We start from the raw sequence: 19992 nt of genomic DNA, 5'->3' as shown, positions 1-19992 counted from the left end.
ATATCGACTGTTCATCAATGATTCTATTTCATTTTTCGCTTCTGGGCTTCCGCCATAATATTCTTCAGGGTCAGCAGCAGCGGATTACTCTGGCTGTTGCTAAGGGCATCCTTGGAATAGGTCAGCCCGGTCATCGAGTTGGCTTCACAGATGTAATACGTGTCGTTTTCGCCAAACAGAAAATCAATGCTGCCAAAGTAAATATCCAGCACTGCGGCTGCCTGCTCGGCAATTTCCACCACCGCTGCCGGTGGCGTAATAAACTGCAGATCGCCACCCTGGGACAGATTGGATTTAAAATTGTCGCCATTATCCCGAATGTAAGCGGTGGAGAATTTTCCACCACTTAGCATAATCCGCATGTCCCGGCCCTTTGAAGCGGCGATACACTCCTGAATCAGGATGTGATCATCAAAATTCATGGCGGCGTAAAGATCCAGAATATTCTCCAGTTCTTTTTCGGTTTTAATCAGTACCACCCCTTTCCCCTTACTGCCATGCATCACCTTGACCACACAGGGCAGTCCCAGTTCGCTGGCAATAAAAGACGGTGATGTTTTGGGGGTCATCAGCACCGTTTTGGGGAATAAGAAGCCCTGATTGGCGGCCCCCAGTTTTTGAAAGGTCAGCAGCTTATCAGCCGTGTTATTCAGACTTTCGGAGCTATTGACACACAGTACATCCAGGGATTCCAACATTTTAACCACCGCCTTGCTGTGGTAATTATTTCCTCCAAAGAAAGCTGACAAGGAAAAGTCCGGAATATCCACTGCTTCACCACCAATAAAACAATGCTGGCTTGCACCCGGTTCACACATCACCTGAACCTCACTGACGTCAACCGTACGAATATTGACACCCATCTTGTCAATCAGCGCAATAATTGTCTGGATTGACGGTTCAGCCAGGGTTTCGTGATTAACTAATAACCAGCCTAACATGTTTTGCCACCTTCCCGCAGACGTTTTTTCCACAGCGGTTCCGGGCGATCCTTGACCTGCTTCATTAAATCAGCAAACATCACCTTAATGTCAAAAGCCACTCCCGGCATCGCATTGGCTTCACATAAATAGAAGGTATCATTTTCGCCAAAGAGAAAATCGACACTGCCCATATTGATTTTAAGCAGCTGGGCCACCTTCTCGGCGGCCTCAATCACTGCGGCCGGTGGGGTGTATTCGACGATATGACCGCCCTTGGCCAGATTCGATCGAAAGCTTTTTTCATTCTGGCGGATAAATGATTTAACAAACTTTCCGTTGGCCAGAATCATTCTAAGATCCCGACCCGAGGAGGCTTTAATACACTCCTGAATAATAATCTGATCACCAATTTCACTGGCGGTACTCATACTAATCAGGTTATCCAGTTCTTTTTCATTGTTAACCAGCACCACCCCTTTGCCCTTACTGCCATGCATCACCTTCATCACCACGGGATAGTCAAACAGTTTGCTGACAAAGGACGCTTCGGTATACTCTGTGACCAATAGGGTTTTAGGGAAGCAGACCGCTTCAATCGACTCGGCGACCAACTGAAAGGTCAGCAGCTTGTCGTCGACATTTTTGATGGCGTCATACGAATTGATGCACAGTACCCCCAGTGATTCCAGCATTCGCAATGCTGCTGCGGTATGATAGTTTTTTTCCGTAAAGAAGGCTGCCACCACATAATCCGGCACCTCCATGATTTCGTCCCCGACATAGAGTTTTCCATCAAAGTCATGGTCACAGACCACATGGATCGTAAGCGGATCAACCACCGTCAGATCGACATGGAGTTCTTCCACCACCTTCATAATTTTCACAATTGAAGGATCTTCCAATTTACCGGGATTTCTTAATAACCAACCTTTCATTTTTACCTCCTTGATTTTTTTGTCTTAGGTATTTGCTAAATTATAAAACATCGAGTGATGGTTGCTCAGTGTACAGTTTCCACAAACAATTTTGTAACGTGTAGGCGAACAGTTCATCGAACTGTCCGCCGTACAGTGTAGAAATTGTTTCGTGCGAAACTGTGCACAGAGCTCACAGTACTTTCGCAATTACCTATTTATTTATCTGAGCTTTTAATTATCTGATGCACTTAAATACAAATGAGCGTATAAACCACCCAGCTTCATCAACTCGGCATGGCTGCCGACCTCCTTAATATCGCCTTCTTTCATAAAAATAATCTTATCGGCATTTTTAATGGTAAAGAGTCGGTGGGCAATAATAAAGGTGGTTCGTCCCTTCATCATCGCTTCCATGGCCTGGGTGATCAGGATTTCGGTTCGGGTATCCACCGACGAGGTCGCCTCATCCAGTATCAGCACCTTGGGATCGGCAATAATTGTCCGGGCAATGGCTAGAAGCTGGCATTCCCCTTCAGACAAGGTGGTAAAATCGCCACCGATCCGGGTCTCATAGCCCAGCGGCAATTTTCTGATAAATTCATCACACTGCGCTTTTTTTGCTGCCGCGATCACATCGTCCCGGGTTGCCCCGCTTTTTCCATAAGCAATGTTTTCTTCGATTGTTCCATCGAACAGCCAGGTATCCTGGAGCACCATCCCAAAAGCAGATCTTAAATTAGGTCGGGTCAGATTTTTAACGTTTTTTCCTTCCAGTAAGATGCTGCCCTGATTAATTTCATAAAAACGCATCAACAGATTGACCAGGGTCGTCTTTCCGGCCCCGCTGGGACCCACCACCGCCAGAATTTCGCCCGGCTCGGCGGTCAACGACACATCATGAAACAGGGTTCGTTCAGGAATATAGCCAAACTCGACATGGTTAAACTCAATCCGGCCGGATGCCGTGGTCACATCCAGTACCTCTGTGCCCAGATCTGGCTGTTCTTCTTCCTGATCAAGAAACTCAAAAATTCGTTCAGCCGCTGCCGCCCCGGCCTGAATAAAGTTCAGGTTATTGGAAATCAGGGCCGTGGGGCTGGCAATATTATTGGCATAGATCAGGAAGGCCTGAATCGTCCCAATGGTCATGGTACCAGTAATAACAAAAATCCCCCCAACCACACAGATACCGATATAGGCCAAGTTATTGATCAGCTTCATCAGCGGTGAGCTAAGGCCTGAATAAAACCGGGAACTCAGGTAGGACTTAAAGAAGCGCTGATTGATCGCATCAAATTTTTCTGACGATTTTGCCTCGTGGTTAAACGATTTGACAATTAAATGACCATCATAGACCTCTTCAATCAGTCCGTTTAAGGCCCCCAGTTCTTTTTGCTGCCGCCGAAACAGCACCTGAGTTTTTTTAGTGATCAATTTCATCACAAAATAAGACAATGGAATCGCCACAAAAAAGATCAGACTCAGCTGCACATTGAGTATCAGCATCATCACAATTATCCCGATGATGCTGGTCGCCTGAACCAGAATCTGGGTCAGATTACTTTCCAGCGCCCCCGAAAGGGTGGTGGCATCATTGGTGACTCGAGAAAGCAGATCCCCCCGTTCGCTCTGATCCAATACATTCAGGGTCAGTTTATTGAGTTTTTCCTGAATATCTGATCGCAGGCGTTTGATTGCCAATTGCGACAGATAGGTGGTGCGCATCGTCGCATAATAGGCGAACCCGGCACTTAGGATGTAAAGCGCTGCCAGAATCAGCAATTGCTGACCGATATAGGAAAAATCAATATCCGAATTTTTAGTAATACTATCGGCAATACTATCGGTCACATCTTTGGTCACCACCGGAGCGAAGATCGCAAAAATAGTGCTGGCAATCAAAGCAACGGCCACAAAAAAGATGACATGCCGCTTATCGTTTAAATAATGACTCAGTCGCTTGCCAAGGGCACCAAAACTGTATTTTCTTCTTTTTGCTTTCACAGTGATTCCTCCTTCCCATCGCTATAGGATTGGGATTTCAGAATTTCCTGATAAACCCGGCAGTCACGGAGTAGTTCCTCATGTTTACCCTGACCAACAATGGCACCATTGTCGAGCACCAGAATGCGATCGGCATGTTTAATGGTACTGATCCGCTGAGCGACGATTAGCACTGTTTTATCGCCGAATTTCTCACCAATGGCTTTGCGCACCAGCGAATCGGTTTTAAAATCCAGGGCCGAAAAACAGTCGTCAAAAACCGTAATTGGAGCTTTTTTAACCGCCGCCCGGGCAATCGAAAGCCGCTGCCGCTGGCCGCCGGAAAGATCTTTGCCCCCCTGGGAAATCGTACTGTTTAGGCCGCCTTCCCGTTCATTGACAAAGTCGAGGGCCTGGGCAATCGATAAGGCTTCAGTGACCTCCGCCTCACTGGCGTCAGCCTTGCCAACCCGGATGTTTTCGTGCACCGTGCCACTAAATAACACTGATTCCTGTGGGGCATAGGCAATGATACTTCTTAAATCATGCTGACTGCAATCCCGAATATCAACGCCATCAATCACAATCGACCCGGTGCTAACCTCATAAAGTCGCATAATCAGATTGACCAGGGTGGTTTTTCCGGAACCGGTGGCCCCGACAATCGCAGTTATTTTTCCCGGCTCGGCGATAAAATTCAAGCGTTCCAAGACATTGATCTCGGCACCGCTATATCCAAAGCTGACATCTTTAAATTCGATCCGTCCGGTAACGTTTTTTAATGCAACTGGTTCTTCCCGGTCCTGAATTGAGAAGTCAAAGTCCAACACCTCTTTAACCCGGGTGGCTGAAACAGCGGCCTGAGGATAGGCCATCAGTAATGCCGACACCAGACCCAGGGCTGACATAAACATTAAGACATATTGAATAAAAACCATCAATCCGCCGAGACTGACAATTTGCTGCTGTACTTCCTGAGCCCCCAGCCACAAAATAATCACCATCGTCAGGTTCATCATCAGCTGCATCAGCGGCGCAAAGAAAGCCACTGCATAGTTGGCTTTTACGGCAGCAGTCATCCCCTCCTGATTAGCCTGGCCAAATTTCTCTGTTTCATAATCCTGGCGGTTAAAGGCCCGGATCGCCCGAACCCCGGTCAGTTTTTCTTTCATCAGCAGGTTCAGCCGATCGACTTTTTGCTGCATCAGCTTAAATAAGGGCATGCTGCGGGCAGTGGTCAAGCCGATGATGATCGTCGTAATCAAAAACGATCCCAGAAGCAGTAGGGTCAGGGTGACATTCTCCCGAAAAGCCATCACCAGAGCGCCAACCCCGGTGATCGGAACCAGCAGTAATGATCGTAAACCGTTGATGACCACAATCTGCATCTGGGTGGCATCAGTGGTCGAACGGGTTAGTAGGGTGGCAGCCCCAAAGCGATTAAAATCCGTCTGAGAAAAACTCTTGACCTTGTCAAAAACATCGGCTCGGATCCGACTGGTAAAGGAAGCGGTGACATAGGCCGAGTAGTAGCTGGATGCCACCATACAAACCGCCGCTACCAGCGAAACCGCCAGCATCATCGCGCCGCTTTTTAAAATATAGGCAACATCCCCCTGGGCCACACCATTTTCGATAATATCCCCCATCATCGTGGGTAAATACAATTGGGCCGCCGCCTGGCTGAGGACAAATACAAAAACCAGAATCATCTGGAGTCGATAATCTTTTAAATACCGAATCAATAAACTGACCATCGGCTACTCCTTATCCACTAAAGCAAAGAAGAAGTTCTCTTTGACCAGGGTATCAATCACCCGAACCGGTTTTAACTGATTCCCGGAGATCCCCCGCATGATCATCAGATCACGATAGAGGGCATAGGTTTCTTCCTGAACAAAGGAAATCTCTGAAGGACTTAAGACCCCACTTTTTACCTTGGAACCAATCGAAGGGTTGGCCGTGCCCAGCTTCTCTTCCATAATTTGGCGATATTCCTGGTACTTTTCCCTGGCTAAGCGTTTTTCTGCTTCAATAAAGATCACATAGCGTCCCGGCGACACCGCCACATCGGCATAAACCGAATAATCCACCAGTTCACAGTCGGTGGCTTTGGCAAATTCTTTAACCGCCCAGGAAATGCATTCTTCGGTCGTCTTTTCCCCGGCAATGCTGACCATCTGGTTAAGCCGGTAGACAAATTGGATCTTGGGACATTTTTTATACCAGCCCACCACCCGAACCACATCTTTGATCCGATAGCGATAAAAGCCCGAGGTATTTGTCAGAACAATTTCATAATCCTTGCCGGTTTCCAGTTGCTCCATGGTCAGGGTTTCTTCGCCTTCTTCCTGATCGACGGGAATAAATTCATAAAAGGCCGAGTCCGGAATCAACACAAATTCCTGAGATTCCATTTCGTTGCAGATCGCCATGATCGACTCAGAGGCCGCATAGACGCTAAAATAAATAGGAATATCTCCCAGATAATGACGCATTTTATCGGTATAGACTGAAAATCCGCCACTGCCGATGGCATGCACAAAGGCCAGCTCCGGCCAGATGCGGGGAATAATTGGGGTCTCAAAGCCTTTTTCAAATTCACTTCGCAGTTCAGCCGCCCGTTTGGGGTTGGGCTTAATCTGCTTTTGCAGTTCGGCTTTAATATCATCCGGAATCTTTATATCGGGATGAATCGTGCCTTTTTCAATATCATCAACAAGTAGTTCCCAGTTTATTTCCAGATATTTCATTAAATCCGATACCGCTGTCATAAAAGCTGAAGCAATATACGATAACGACCGTTCTTCCAGGGCAAAGCGGAGATGGGCATATTTGGTATCCATAATTTCCCGGGGAAAGACAATTTCTTTGGGCGAGGTAAACATCAGAAACAGCAGATCTTTTATGCTGTAAACCCCCCGGCCCGAAATGGATCCGGCAAATAAACCATTGGGCAGGGTTTCAAATTTGACTTCCATCAAATTCAGACCACGACCCCGTTGCCACTTTTTCCCCAGAGCCCGGGCAATGATGGCAAAGCTGAACTGGGTGGCATATTCCCGGTACAGATCAACGGTTTGCTCCGAAACCGGAATCTTCTTGGGATTATCTACACTGCCTGAGGTCAGGGCATAGTGTACGATCTTATCGGTGGTCAGCAGATCCGTTTCGCCAGCAATCATCCGCTCGATATAGGGGGCATAATCATCGTAAATGGAAAATGGTACCATTTTTTTATAGTCTTCGATGGTATTTATCTGATCAAAGTGGTAGCGTTTGCCATACTCAGTATCGGCATTTTTTTTGAGCATATCAAGCATCAGCTGTTTATTAATTTCGGGGGCATTTTGGGTTAAATGATCAAAATTCTCGATTTTTTTATAGCCCTTTTTGATATTAAGAGAATAGACCAGTTTAGGTATTAATTTTATCATTTTTCGCCTTCCTTTGCCCAGCAAGTGATCCAGTCACTTTCCGGGTATTTTTTTACAAAAGTCGGAAGCTTGGTCTGATTGACATTCTTACCCGGCATAATCGATCGGGTAAACAAAGAGTCCCGATAACCATCTTTGACAAGGATCACCTCCGCTGCCAACAGTTGGTACGCTTCTCTTAACTGTTTATAACAAAAATTCATCTCAAACAAATGGTTTTCCAATACCTGTTTGAACACCTCACTGTTAAGCGTATTCGAATAAGGCTCCAGAATAAAGACCAGTTTTTTATTGTCCTGATCCCAAAAAATCTGATAAAAACGAATTTCTTCATTTTGCTTCGCAGCAACCGTCTGGAGGGTTCTTTCGATTTCATAAATCCTCATTTTCTGGTTTTCAATGGCCAGATATTCGGACTCCTTACAGACAAAAACAATCCTTGGGATCTGATCATTGATCTCCGTGACGCAGACAATATCTTTCATGTTGTAACGGTACAGCCCGGAATAAGAGGTGATAATCAGTTCGTAATAATCACCTTCTATCAATTCATGGGCCAACCGCGTTTTCCCATCTGTTGACCCCACTGGCAAGAATTCAAAAAAATAACCAAAAAGCGCCAGTAATCCGGCCGCATCCTGAGGCCGGTCAGGGATGTTGAACTTGCCTTCGCTGGCACCATAGCCCCACTCCAAAAACTTGACAGTCGGGGGTAAAATTTTTTTCACATCGGCAACAATTTTTGCTGCACTGGACGACATCCAACAGGAGACGACTGAAAATTCCGGCCAGATTTCCGCCACATCAAGGGTCTTTTTTTGCGCAAGAATCGTTCTTAACTCCTCCGCCCGCTCCGGGTTTGGCTGTAAATGTGCAACCAGTTTTTCCCGCAGCGCCTGGTCAATGCTGATTTTTTCAGAGATCTGACCTGTGCTGATATCTTCCAATAAGTCAGCGGCAGTGGCATTCATTTTTTTAAGCAAGATGTTAAAGTGAGCAATATTACTGCAGACGACCCCAACCAAATGCTTTTCTGCTAAAGCATAGCGAATCGTTAGATAATCGGTCGCCTCGTTGCTCAGGTCTTTCGCCAGCATCATTTCTGGCGGTAACACCATTTTTTTTAACATCTCAACCGGCATATCCTTGGCCGCCTGACCTGAGGCTGAGCCTATTGGAATGCCGCCTTCAGTTTTTCCATATTCCGAAGGGTTGGCAATGGCCAGCACCTTTTTTCCCGGAACCATCACTTCCGGAGCCAGCATTAATAGTATGATGGCCCGAATCTGTGAGACCAGGCCCTTGACCAGTTCACCGTTTTTACTTTCCGGCAATAGCTTTGGAATACCGGTGGAACCACTGGTAGCAATAAAGCTGGCAGCTGCTCCGTCAAAAAAAACATCGTGTGCCCCTGCTTTAAGCCGTTCGATTTCACCTTCGACCTGAGCATAGTCCGAAAATGGCACCCTGTTTCTGAAATCATCAATTGTTTTAATCTCCGAAAAACCCATTTTTTTTCCAAACTCAGTATTTTGGGCAGATTTTAAAATATCCTGAAGCACACGCAATTGTGTTACCTCAGGAGTTTTTTCCATCATATAAAAACTTTTGATTAAGTGTTCATTGGACATTCCCTTTAAATGCTCAGGAATACGCTCATCCCAACAAGCATCAAAGCTGTCATTCGGAATTCCTTCCGAAATTTTATCTGCTGTCATTTTTTCACCCTTATTCGATGGTTAAAATATCTGAAAAACCGGTCATATCAAATACTTCCTGAATTTCCGGTTTAACATTTTTAATCACCAGACTACCATTAAGGGCCTTGGATTTTTTCTGGATCAACAGCAATACTCTTAACCCGGCACTACTGACAAAATCCAGATGATCAAAATCCAGGATCATTTGAAATCCTTCTTTGCTGTAGTAGGCTTCCATCTCTTTTTGAAACTCCGGAGAGGTATTGGTGTCCATTCGACCTTCCAGTTCTACTACAAATAATTCGCCTTCTTGTTTTACTTCAATTTTCATTTTATTACCCTTTCTTTCTGAATTAATAATATAATTGCGCATTTTTAAATGGTATAAAGATTTCTTGTTTTGAATTTTAATTGATCATACCACAATAATTTGCAGTGTGCAATTACAAAAGCATACAAAATGTAATCTTGTATCACTATTCACAGCTACTGGATCGTCAAAAGTATCCCTGATAAACAGCTAATCAATATGACGATTGGCCATATTACCAACATTTTATAATGACGTCATCATTTTCGCCAAGGGATTTTTATTTTTGTTTACATATCGATTTTTATTTTACATCTTCGTTACATTCTATTTACAAAAATAATATTTTGTGCTAAAATCATTACACTTAGAATAAATCTGAGAACCTGTGATTTCAATTTAAATATAAAATAAACAAAGGGAAGGAATGTCATGAAAAAGAACTCTATTATCTCTATTATTATTATCCTACTTATCCTCCTGACCGCCATTTTGTTTGTTCGCGGCTGCAGCCAAGAAGGAAGCGAAATGAAAAGCTATACTGTGGCGGGGACCTACACCGAAACAGCCACCTATCAGAATGGGGAGATCAAGGTTTCTGGTGTCAACATTGAAAATGCCAGTTTTACCGGCAATCTGACCGTTGTTGACTCGGTCATCGATGGCGATATCCGATTGACGAACTCAGCCGTTCAGGGAGAATTGTTAGTCAAAGGCAGCGGCACCGTTTATCTGGATGGCGGTTCCTACCAGAATATCATCCTCGAAAAACAGGGGGTAAAAATTGTCCTTCTCGGTGCAGCAACGGTTGAAAATCTCACCGCCCGAGCTGCCGCCACGATCATCGTTGATAACCAAAGCAGGGTAAAAACGCTGAATGTCGACAAAGCCGCCAGTCGAACGTCGATTACCACCCAGGAAAATGGTACCATTGAAAACATCCAATCCCGGGGCATCAGCGATATCCTTCTGAATACCCCGACCAAATTGATTGGTTTCGGCACCAATGCCAGCGGTTCCACCTTGGTAAGCAATGCCGTTATTGAAAAAATTGTCGCCGAATCGAAGGTGTCTCTGACTCTTAATGCCAATGTGGGAACCGTACTGTTAACAGCAACCGGTGAAGGAACCGGTATCATCCTTGGTAATAATGCCGTAATTACATCCCTGGCCACCGAAACCCGGGTGGAAATTACCGGCGAAGGCAGTATCACCAGTGCCACCACCAACGATGTTCTGAATATCACTGGTACCATCACCCCGGATGTCGTGTATATAACCACCAAGCCGGTGGTTACCGATGCCAATGGCGGACTGACGGTATCAACCAACACGAACCGTACCGCCGATACGATTTCAGCTAGCGGTGGCAGCAGCACCTGGTATTCCGATTCCAGTAGTTCGGGAACGATCATCAACTCAAAATATGATGCACCGCCCCTGAACCCGGCTAATCCTGTCGTGCCACCATCACCGACTCCCCCCAGCCCACCCATTAATATCCCCGTGGAAGCGATTCAGGTCACCCCGGTGGAAGCCGATGTGATTATGGGCAATACCTTAAAACTAAATACCGTTATCTTCCCGGCCAATGCAACAAATCAAACGATCATCTGGGAATCCTCCAATAATAATGTTGCGACGGTTACCAATGGGGTGGTCACACCTGTAGCCAATGGCGAAGCCACGATTACTGCCCGAACTCAGGACGGCAATAAAACCGATACCTGTAAAATCACCGTTAAAACCAATATCGCTGCGGTCACCATGATTAATACCATCAATGCCACCAACAACGCGATTGCTGAGACCATTGCTTATGACAGCAGCTATAACCTGCCAGTGGTGGTCATTGTTCAGGGCTACGGCAGTGAAGTATTCCCCTGTTCTGTCACCTGGACGCCAAACACCGTTGATACTAAAAAGGTTGGCGAAACCCTCTATACGGGAACGCTGGTAATGCCAGCTGGTTATGTCAACCTGAATAACGTTGAGGCTTCCATAGCCCTCACCGTTTCTGCTCAACCTCTGATTACTGCCAGTTCTGAGCTGTCGTCCCAACGGGTCTACTTAAACGAAGATCCTGCGCCAATCTTTGTCGAGGCCAGTGTTACTGAAGCCAAGACCTTAACTTATCAATGGTCTTACCGCTTTGGCGATTCAGAAATACCGCTGCCAGAAATCACTGGTCCAATTTATGACCCGCCGGTATCAAGTACCCCCGGTACGGTCTATTATACCTGTGTCATCTCTTCAGAAAATGCTGAACCGGTAACGGTCTTGGCCGGTATTGTGGTTACCAGCGCTGATCCGGCGGTTTTGCCGGACGCTGCTGCTCCGGTAGCCGTTGACGAAACCAGTCCCACTGCTCCAGCTGCTGCGGATTTATCTGAAATGCCAACCATCAATGAACAGCCAACCAGCATTTCACAGCTCAGCGGTGTCGCTTTAGCAACCAGTCTAGCCCAGGCAACCCGGACTGCCCAAGCTGCCCTTGGCACTCCCAAGTCCGATGTTACCACTGCTTCTTTCACAGTGGATGCCCAGGTCACTGACGGCGGCGAACTCAGCTACCAGTGGTTTGAAAGCACCGATGCCATCAATGCCGATGGCAAGCCGATTGATGGCGCCACTGATAAAACCTTTGCTGTCGATACTTCCGGTCCAGCGGGTACCACCTACTACTATGTGGAAATTACCAATACAAAAGCAGGTTGCCTGCCGGTAACGGCCGTCAGTCTCCCGGTTTCTCTCACCATCGTTTAACACTCTGACAAACTAAAAAGAAGTGATCCGCCAACTTAATGGTGGTCACTTCTTTTTTTGTTATTACGCCTGTGATTAATACTTATTCCATTTCTACAATCAATTCGCCGGATTGGACACTTTGCCCTTCAGAAACGTAAATTCGCTTGACTTTGCCGTCTTCGCTGGCGACCATTTCGGTTTCCATTTTCATCGCTTCAACAACAACCAGGGCCTGGTTTTGTTTAACCACTTCCCCTTCGTTGACCAGTACTTTTAAAACCGTTCCAGGAATCCCTGAACCAATCTGTTTCGAGTTTTTGGGATCGGCCTTCAGCATCGTAACCTTCTGTTTCGCTGACAGACTGCGCTTGTCTTCAACGTAGATTTCCCGACGGAAACCATCCACTTCAAACATCACCGGACACATTCCCTCATCATTGGGTACACCAATACTGACCAGCTTAATGATGAAGCGTTTGCCCTTGGACACTTCAACGTCGATAACCTCACCCACTTTTAGTCCATAGAAGAAGGCATGACTTTCCATTCGCATAAAGTCGCCGTATTCCTGAATAAATTCAACATATTCTTTCATGACTTTAGGATATAGGGCTACACTTAACACTTCCCGGTCATCCAGCTCGCAACCGAATTCTTCTTTAAACTCCCGTTTGATTTTATCAAAATCTTCATCCGGTAATAATGCTCCAGGACGCACGGTAATCGGTTCAATGCCCTTCAAGACAATTTTTTGCAGTTCCGGATCAAATCCACCCTCCGGCTGACCAATCATGCCCTTATAAAAATCGACCACTGAATCCGGATAGGATAACTCCTTGCCCTTGGTTTTAATATTATCGACAGTCAGATCATTCTGAACCATAAAAATAGCCAAGTCTCCAACGGTTTTTGATGAAGGGGTTACTTTAACAATATCCCCCAGCATCAGGTTCGCTTCCATATATTTTTCTTTAACTTCTCTAAATTTATGCCCTAAACCAAAGCTTTCCACCTGAGCCCGGAGATTGGAATATTGCCCCCCCGGAATTTCCAGTTTATAGATCTCAGTGGAGCCGGATTTCAGCTCCGATTCAAACTTACTGTAAACCTGACGGGTCGTACCCCAGTAATCCGATAAAATCTGGAGTTCGTCCTCATTTAAGCCGGTATCCCGAGGGGTATTTTTGAGTGCGGCCACAATCGAGTTAAGCGCCGGCTGCGAGGTTAAACCACTGACTCCATTCAAAGCTGCATCGGCAATATCAGCGCCGGCCATTTGTCCAAAGAGCACCGTGGCTACTCCGTTACCGGTGGTATCGTGGGTGTGCAGATGGATTGGCATACTGACTTCCTGTTTTAACGCTTCAATCAGTTTATAAGCGGCGCCTGGTTTTAATAAACCTGACATATCCTTAATCGCCAGAATATGAGCCCCCGTTTTTTCAATTTCCCGGGCCATTCTCAGGTAGTAGTCAAGATTATATTTGGTTCGGGAAGTATCGAGAATATCGCCGGTATAACAGATGCTGACCTCAGCAATCTTATCGGTTTTTAAGACCTCATCAATCGAAATCTTCATTCCGTCCATCCAGTTGAGGGAGTCGAATATCCGGAAAATATCGATACCACTTTTGGCCGCTTCCTGAACAAAGGCCCGAATGACGTTATCCGGATAGTTTTTATAGCCCACAGCATTGGCGCCACGAAGAAGCATCTGGAACAAAATATTGGGTACCCGCTTGCGCAGTTCATCCAACCGTCGCCATGGTGATTCTTTTAAGAAACGATACGCCACATCAAAGGTTGCGCCGCCCCACATTTCCAGAGCAAAAAGATCGGGTACCAGGGCCGCCGTTTCCCGTGCAATCTTGATCATATCCCGGCTACGTACCCGGGTCGCAGCGATGGATTGATGTGCATCTCTAAAGGTGGTATCAACCAGCAACAGTTTTTCCTGATCCTTGATCCATTGCACCAGGCCAGCTGGACCCTGTTCATCGAGTATTTGTTTACTGCCCCGGAATTCGGTATCCACGGGAATTGTGGGGATATAGGGTTCATCATAATCCGGCTTGTTACCGAAGGTTTCATTGACGATGATATTTCCGAAATATTTGAGGACGTTGGACGCTTCACTCTTCTGATCTTCAATTTCAAACAGTTCCGGATGATCATCAATAAACTTGGTATCACATTTTCCGCCGATAAAGGTGGGATGCTGAAGCACATTGATCAGAAAATCCTTATTGGTCTGAACCCCTTCAATTTTCATCTCCTTGAGTCCCCGTACCGCTTTACGACGGGCATCTTCAAAGTTTCTGGAAAATGCAGTGCTTTTTACCAGCAGGCTATCATAATAGGGGGTGATTTCAGCACCGGTAAAACCATTACCGCCATCAAGACGAATCCCAAAGCCACTGCCGGTACGGTAGACATCCAATCGTCCGGTATCTGGCATAAAGTGATTTTTCGGGTCTTCTGTGGTAATCCGGCATTGGATTGCTGCGCCCCGGGTTTCAATCGCATCCTGACTGGGAATGCCAATTTCGGCCGAATCCAGTGGTAAACCCTGGGCAATTAAAATCTGCGACTGAACCAGATCGATGCCAGTAACCAGTTCGGTGACGGTATGTTCCACCTGAATTCGGGGGTTCATTTCAATGAAATAGTGATCGCCCTTCTTATCAACCAGAAACTCAATCGTTCCGGCATTCCGATAATTGACTTCCTTGGCCAGTTTCAGGGCATCCTTGCAGATGGCCTGACGCTGCTCGTCATTGATGCTTAATGAGGGTGTAAATTCAACGATCTTCTGGTGGCGACGCTGGATTGAACAATCCCGCTCAAAAAGATGAACTACATTGCCGTGGTGATCGCCAAGGATCTGTACTTCAATATGTTTGGGTTCTTCCAGATATTTTTCCACAAAAATGGTGCCATCACCAAAAGCCTTGGTTGCTTCACTGGTAGCCGAATGGAACTCTTTTAAGAGGTCTTTTTCTTCCCGGACAATTCGCATTCCCCGACCGCCGCCACCTGCAGCTGCTTTTAGAATAATAGGATAGCCGGCTTTCTTTGCAAACTCCAGGGCTTCCGAATCCGAGGTAATTGGTTTTTCAACTCCAGGAATGGTTGGCACATTGACACTTTTGGCAACAATCTTCGATTGAATCTTATCACCCATTTTTTCCATCATTTCATGGGTTGGTCCGATAAAGACAATTCCTTCTTCTTCACAGCGTTTTGCAAAAAGTGGATTCTCCGAAAGAAAACCATAACCAGGATGAATGGCATCGACTTCTTTTTTCTTGGCCAGGGTAATGATCTTATCCATATCCAAATAGGCTTCCACTGGACCACTGGTGCCAGTGATCAGGTAGGACTCATCAGCCTTGGTTCTAAAAAGAGACAGCTTATCTTCCTGCGCATAGATGGCTACGGTATGAATGCCCAGTTCCTGACAGGCCCGAATAATCCGGATGGCAATTTCTCCGCGATTGGCGATTAGTACTTTATTAAACTTCTTCATCTTTCCTTCTACTTTCCTGCATGCATTTTTATGCATCCTAATTCTCATTTGCAAAAAATTAATTGTAGCTATTATATAAAATTGTACAGAAATATTAAAGCTATTTTTTCAGGAATATCAAATTATTTTTTTCAGCTGCTTTTTCGTCTGCAGTTCTACCTGATTTCGCCTTAAAACGGATTTCTCGTCACTTCTGCTTAATGTTTACTTTATTTAACTTTTCGTCTGTTACCCGGCGGCGATATTTTTTCACCACCGTCATATCTGTTTTTTGGGGAGCCCGAACAATTCTTCTTGGAATTCGTTGATACGGTTTCGAATTGCTCCTTGCTTCATCAATTTCCTTTGCTTTGGCTTTTTCGATCCGTTCATTTTCCAGACGTTGAAAACCATAGCGTCTTTCGGTTTCTGCTTCCATCTTCTGGTTATCCGAATAAAGCGTCGTTGAGAGCCGTCTAACCAGAAAATAGCCAGGAATCACAATCACCAGCACAATTATCAGCATTCCGATATCCATTGCTATTTGCCTCGCTCCGTGATTTCCTTTTTTTGTATCCAGTCTTTCTGGTACGCCTTGCTTGAAACCAGAATTTCATTCAGAAACCGTTCATATTCTTTTCCATAATTCTTGTTTTTCAGCTGGATCAGATTTTTTTTCAGCATTTTTTCTTCCCGACTTTGATCGAATATATTCCCGTGGTTACTGTATTTATATTCAGCGACTGCCTGGATACAATCCATCCGCTGTTCAAACAACACCCGCATCTGAGCATCGATCGCATCGATTTCATTTCTGATTTCATCTAATGACTTCAATGGCAACCTCCTTAAATTAAAAAATCAGCCAGACAGATGGCGGTGGCAGCTTCCACCACCGGAAAGGCCCGGACAACAATACAGGGATCATGACGCCCCTGTATGGTCAGGACAGCCTTTTTTCTTTCCGCCAGATTAATGGTCTGCTGTTCTTTACCAATAGAAGGTGTCGGTTTAAAAGCCACCTGAAAAACAATTGGCATCCCGTTCGAAATTCCGCCATTGATGCCGCCGTTATAGTTGGTAACTGCCTCGATCTGTCCATCCATAATGCGCAGCGCATCATTGGTTTGAGACCCCCGCAGGCTGGCCACCTCAAAACCAGCCCCAAAGGTCACCCCTTTGACTGCCGGAATGGAAAACAGTAAGGCCGATAACCGGCTTTCAATGGATTCGAAAAAGGGATTGCCAATTCCCGGTTCCAGACCGGTAATAAAGCCTTCCACCATACCACCCACCGAGTCATCATCGGCCATCGCCTCAATGATCTCCTGTTTCATGGCATCTTCCAGTTTGGCATGATAAAGCGGAAAAGCCGGGTTTACAAAACCCTTGCTCAGGGTTTTGTAAACCTTCCAGTCACAAACCTCAGTGTCCTTTACATTCCCGATCGAAACAATCCGACTGCCGATTCCCAGCTCTGGTCGGATCACTCGGATGATCTCTTTGGCGATGGCTCCGGCAAATACCAGAGGTGCCGTCAAACGACCGGAAAAGTGGCCGCCACCGCGATAATCCTGAAAGCCACCATAGCGCACGCTGGCCGCATAATCAGCGTGACCCGGTCGCATCAGATCCTTGGTTTTGGCATAATCACCGGAACGGGTATTTTCATTGCGGATCAATCCGGCCAGCGGGGCCCCGGTGGTTTTACCATTGAAAACACCACTGAGGACTTCAATCTGATCGCCTTCCTTTCGGGGCGTGGCCAGCGGATTTCCCCGGGCGGCCCGACGGTTTAGCTCATTCTGAACCCGATCCAGATCGATGTCAATCCCAGCCGGAAGGCCATCAATAATGGCACCAATGCCATTGCCGTGGGATTCACCAAAAATTGAAACTTTAAATTTATTTCCCCAGGTCGAGCCCAATCCACTCACCTCCCATTACCATGAAGTCTTCCCAAAAATGAGGGTAAGATTTATTAACAGCTTCAGCACCATCAAGAATAATTTTGCCAGTAGCACAAATCGATGCAATCGCCACCGCCATAGCAATCCGGTGATCGTTATGACTCGTAACCTGGCCGCCAGTGAAACGGTCAACCCCATGAATCACCAGACCATCGGCAGTTTCTTCCACCTTACCACCCAGTTTGTTCAGCACATCAGCGGTGGCCATCAAGCGATCCGATTCTTTAAAACGGAGCCGCTCGCCATTGATAATCGTAGTGGTACCCTTGCTCAGACTCCCAACAACTGCCAATATCGGAACCAAATCCGGGCACTGGGATACATCAATAATGGTTCCTACGGTTTCAGCTTTTTTGACAATTAATTTATCTGCGCCAATACTGATATCGCCACCCATTTCTTTTAAGATGTCGACAATCACCTTATCTCCCTGTTGCGATGCAACATTTAAATCGCAACAATCCATCTGTTTACCAATGGTACCCGCCACCAGCCAGAATGCGCCCTGAGAAAAATCACCTTCAACCTGATAGTTACTGGGAGTATAGACCTGATTCCCTTTGATCACAAAACGCTGATCATTCTCATTGATAATCACAATCCCAAAACTCTTTAAAACGTCCAGCGTGATGTCAATGTAGGGTTTGGATTCCAGCGTTGATGTCAGTTCGATCACCGAATCGCCATTGAGAAGCGGCAGGGCAAAAAGCAGCCCGGTAATAAACTGTGAGCTAACCCCGCCATCTATCTGATAGACGCCTGGTGTCAACATTCCTTCCACTGCCAGGGGTAAATCCTGGTCCTTATTAAGATGTTCATACTGGATGCCTTTTTCAGCAAATATATCATAATAAGGTTTCATCGGCCGGGTAACCAGCCGTCCTTTTCCGGTAATGATCGCCCGCTTTGGCTGCAGCAACACAATTGGGATAATAAACCGCAGCGTTGACCCCGATTCGTTGCATTGGATCGTCTCCGACTTCAGCACCAGCGGATCGCAGCCCCTAATCGTCAGGGTAAAACGACCGTTTTGCTCTTCTTGCTTTTCAATGCTGGCCCCCAAAGCGATCATGGCTTCACAGGTGGCAATCATATCCTGTGACATCAGCACATTTGAAATCACGCTTTCACCCTTAGCCAACCCAGCCGCAATTATCGCCCGGTGACTGACACTTTTTGACGGCGGTATTTCCAGACTGCCGCTTAATAACCTTGGTGTAATTTCTATCGTTCTCATTTTCTTCCTCTTAATTTTCTATTATCACTTTTTCAACTTCGCAAATGGAAAAAAGGCTAACCCAGTACCGAAAATTGTTAGATCATGTTGTACGCATCAAGGCGGACACGGCATAGCCTGTCCGAGCTTGTGGCGAACAACAGATTAACAATTGGTCGGTACGGTATTCTAAATCTCTGTTTTTGCAACCACTATCTAAACAGTTCGATGGCCTGGGGTTTCTGGATTTTAACAATCTGGGCCTTGCCGATTTTTTCCAGGGCACAGATATAAAGCGAGTCATTCTCGAATTTTTTGTCAGTGAACAGTATTTCCTGAACCTTGTCCAAAGGCATTTTAGGCAGTTCGGTTGGTAGCCCGTAATTCTCCAGTATTTCGATGATGTTGTCGTAGGTATCTTTCTGACCGATCCCTTCAGCAACAGTTTTCTTGGTGATCTGGGCCATGCCAATGGCCACCGCTTCGCCGTGGGAATATTTCTTGAATTTAAAATAGGTTTCCACCACATGACCGATGGTGTGTCCAAAATTCAAAATCCGGCGCAAACCCTGTTCATGTTCATCAGTTTGGACCACATCCCGTTTGATCTGACAACACTTGGCAATGATCTCTTCCATATCTTCGACCAGATCCTCATAATAGGCATACCCCATCAGCTTAACAAACAGCGGTGCACTGCTGATGCAACCGTATTTGATCACCTCAGCCATGCCATCGATCATATAATGATCTTCCAGGGTTTCCAGAAATAAAGGATCGATGATCACGGCCCGGGGTTGATGAAAAGCCCCCACCAGGTTCTTGCCATAATCCAGATCAATCCCGACTTTACCACCAACACTGCTGTCTACCTGAGCCAATAGTGAAGTCGGCACCTGGATCAGATCGATGCCGCGAAGATAAGTCGCCGCACAAAAGCCACCTAAATCACCAACCACGCCGCCACCCAGCGTCAGAATCGCATCACTGCGGGTGATATTGCATTTAATCAGTTCATTGTAAATCTCGGCGGTTTGGGTCAAACACTTACTGGCTTCTCCAGGGGGAATGACGATGCTGTAAACCTTGGGCCCAGCTTGACGAACCTGCCGTTCCACCTCACCTAAATATTCTTTGGCGACATTTTTATCGGTGATAATCACCACCTTATGATACTGGGAAAAGAGCGCTTTCATTTGGGACAACCGCCCTTTAATACCTTTTTCAATAATAATCGGGTACTGGTGTGTATTCTCTGTTTTGCAAATTAATTCCTTCAT

At 46.0% G+C, this 19992-nt stretch carries 14 protein-coding genes; 1 reads left to right on the top strand and 13 read right to left on the bottom strand.

All coding sequences use genetic code 11. The features are described from left to right. Positions 1-23: 23 nt before the first annotated feature. From ACWI_RS12760 to ACWI_RS12730, 7 genes are all read right to left on the bottom strand, one after another. Complete coding sequence (locus tag ACWI_RS12760; protein ID WP_070371822.1) at positions 24-941, bottom strand: ATP-grasp domain-containing protein; 918 nt, start codon at positions 939-941, stop codon at positions 24-26. Then, positions 935-1858, bottom strand: a complete 924-nt coding sequence (locus ACWI_RS12755) for an ATP-grasp domain-containing protein (protein ID WP_070371821.1) — start codon at positions 1856-1858, stop codon at positions 935-937. The genes ACWI_RS12760 and ACWI_RS12755 overlap by 7 nt, the downstream gene beginning before the upstream one ends. Before the next feature lie 213 nt (positions 1859-2071). After that, complete coding sequence (locus tag ACWI_RS12750; protein WP_070371820.1) at positions 2072-3844, bottom strand: ABC transporter ATP-binding protein; 1773 nt, start codon at positions 3842-3844, stop codon at positions 2072-2074. Beyond that, complete coding sequence (locus ACWI_RS12745) at positions 3841-5580, bottom strand: ABC transporter ATP-binding protein (protein ID WP_070371819.1); 1740 nt, start codon at positions 5578-5580, stop codon at positions 3841-3843. The genes ACWI_RS12750 and ACWI_RS12745 overlap by 4 nt, the downstream gene beginning before the upstream one ends. A 3-nt stretch (positions 5581-5583) precedes the next feature. After that, a complete protein-coding gene (locus ACWI_RS12740) occupies positions 5584-7260 on the bottom strand; it encodes a GH3 auxin-responsive promoter family protein (RefSeq protein WP_070371818.1) in 1677 nt (558 codons plus the stop codon). Next, entirely contained in the window at positions 7257-8978 is a 1722-nt protein-coding gene (locus ACWI_RS12735; RefSeq protein ID WP_070371817.1) for a GH3 auxin-responsive promoter family protein, read from the bottom strand. Before ACWI_RS12735 ends, ACWI_RS12740 begins: the two co-directional genes overlap by 4 nt. Before the next feature lie 10 nt (positions 8979-8988). After that, positions 8989-9291 carry an STAS domain-containing protein gene (locus tag ACWI_RS12730; protein ID WP_070371936.1) on the bottom strand — a complete coding sequence of 101 codons (303 nt, stop codon included), beginning with the start codon at positions 9289-9291 and terminating at the stop codon, positions 8989-8991. Positions 9292-9798: 507 nt separating this feature from the next. On the opposite strand from ACWI_RS12730, the gene ACWI_RS12725 reads away from it, so the two are divergent. Next, entirely contained in the window at positions 9799-12036 is a 2238-nt protein-coding gene (locus tag ACWI_RS12725) for an Ig-like domain-containing protein (protein WP_175440951.1), read from the top strand. Positions 12037-12118: 82 nt separating this feature from the next. On the opposite strand, the gene ACWI_RS12720 is transcribed toward ACWI_RS12725, so the two are convergent. From ACWI_RS12720 to aroB, 6 genes are all read right to left on the bottom strand, one after another. Then, positions 12119-15547, bottom strand: a complete 3429-nt coding sequence (locus ACWI_RS12720) for a pyruvate carboxylase (RefSeq protein WP_070371815.1) — start codon at positions 15545-15547, stop codon at positions 12119-12121. Between the two features lie 187 nt (positions 15548-15734). Then, positions 15735-16064 (bottom strand): hypothetical protein, encoded by a 330-nt coding sequence (locus tag ACWI_RS12715; RefSeq protein ID WP_070371814.1) that lies wholly within the window; start codon positions 16062-16064, stop codon positions 15735-15737. A 2-nt stretch (positions 16065-16066) separates the two neighbouring features. Further along, positions 16067-16363 carry a chorismate mutase gene (locus tag ACWI_RS12710; RefSeq protein WP_070371813.1) on the bottom strand — a complete coding sequence of 99 codons (297 nt, stop codon included), beginning with the start codon at positions 16361-16363 and terminating at the stop codon, positions 16067-16069. Positions 16364-16374: 11 nt separating this feature from the next. Then, on the bottom strand, positions 16375-17454 hold the full coding sequence (aroC, locus tag ACWI_RS12705; RefSeq protein ID WP_070371812.1) for a chorismate synthase: 1080 nt from the start codon (positions 17452-17454) through the stop codon (positions 16375-16377). Beyond that, the gene (gene aroA / locus ACWI_RS12700) at positions 17432-18733 is read right to left on the bottom strand and encodes a 3-phosphoshikimate 1-carboxyvinyltransferase (RefSeq protein WP_070371811.1); all 1302 of its coding nucleotides are present in this window, start codon (positions 18731-18733) and stop codon (positions 17432-17434) included. Before aroA ends, aroC begins: the two co-directional genes overlap by 23 nt. A 191-nt stretch (positions 18734-18924) precedes the next feature. Further along, positions 18925-19992, bottom strand: coding sequence for a 3-dehydroquinate synthase (gene aroB / locus ACWI_RS12695; protein WP_070371810.1), 1068 nt, complete (start codon positions 19990-19992; stop codon positions 18925-18927).

This window comes from Acetobacterium wieringae, from assembly GCF_001766835.1.
GTDB classification, from domain to species: Bacteria; Bacillota; Clostridia; order Eubacteriales; family Eubacteriaceae; genus Acetobacterium; species Acetobacterium wieringae.
Note: the sequence above shows the minus strand (reverse complement) of the source record. Positions and strands in the feature narration are given on the sequence as shown.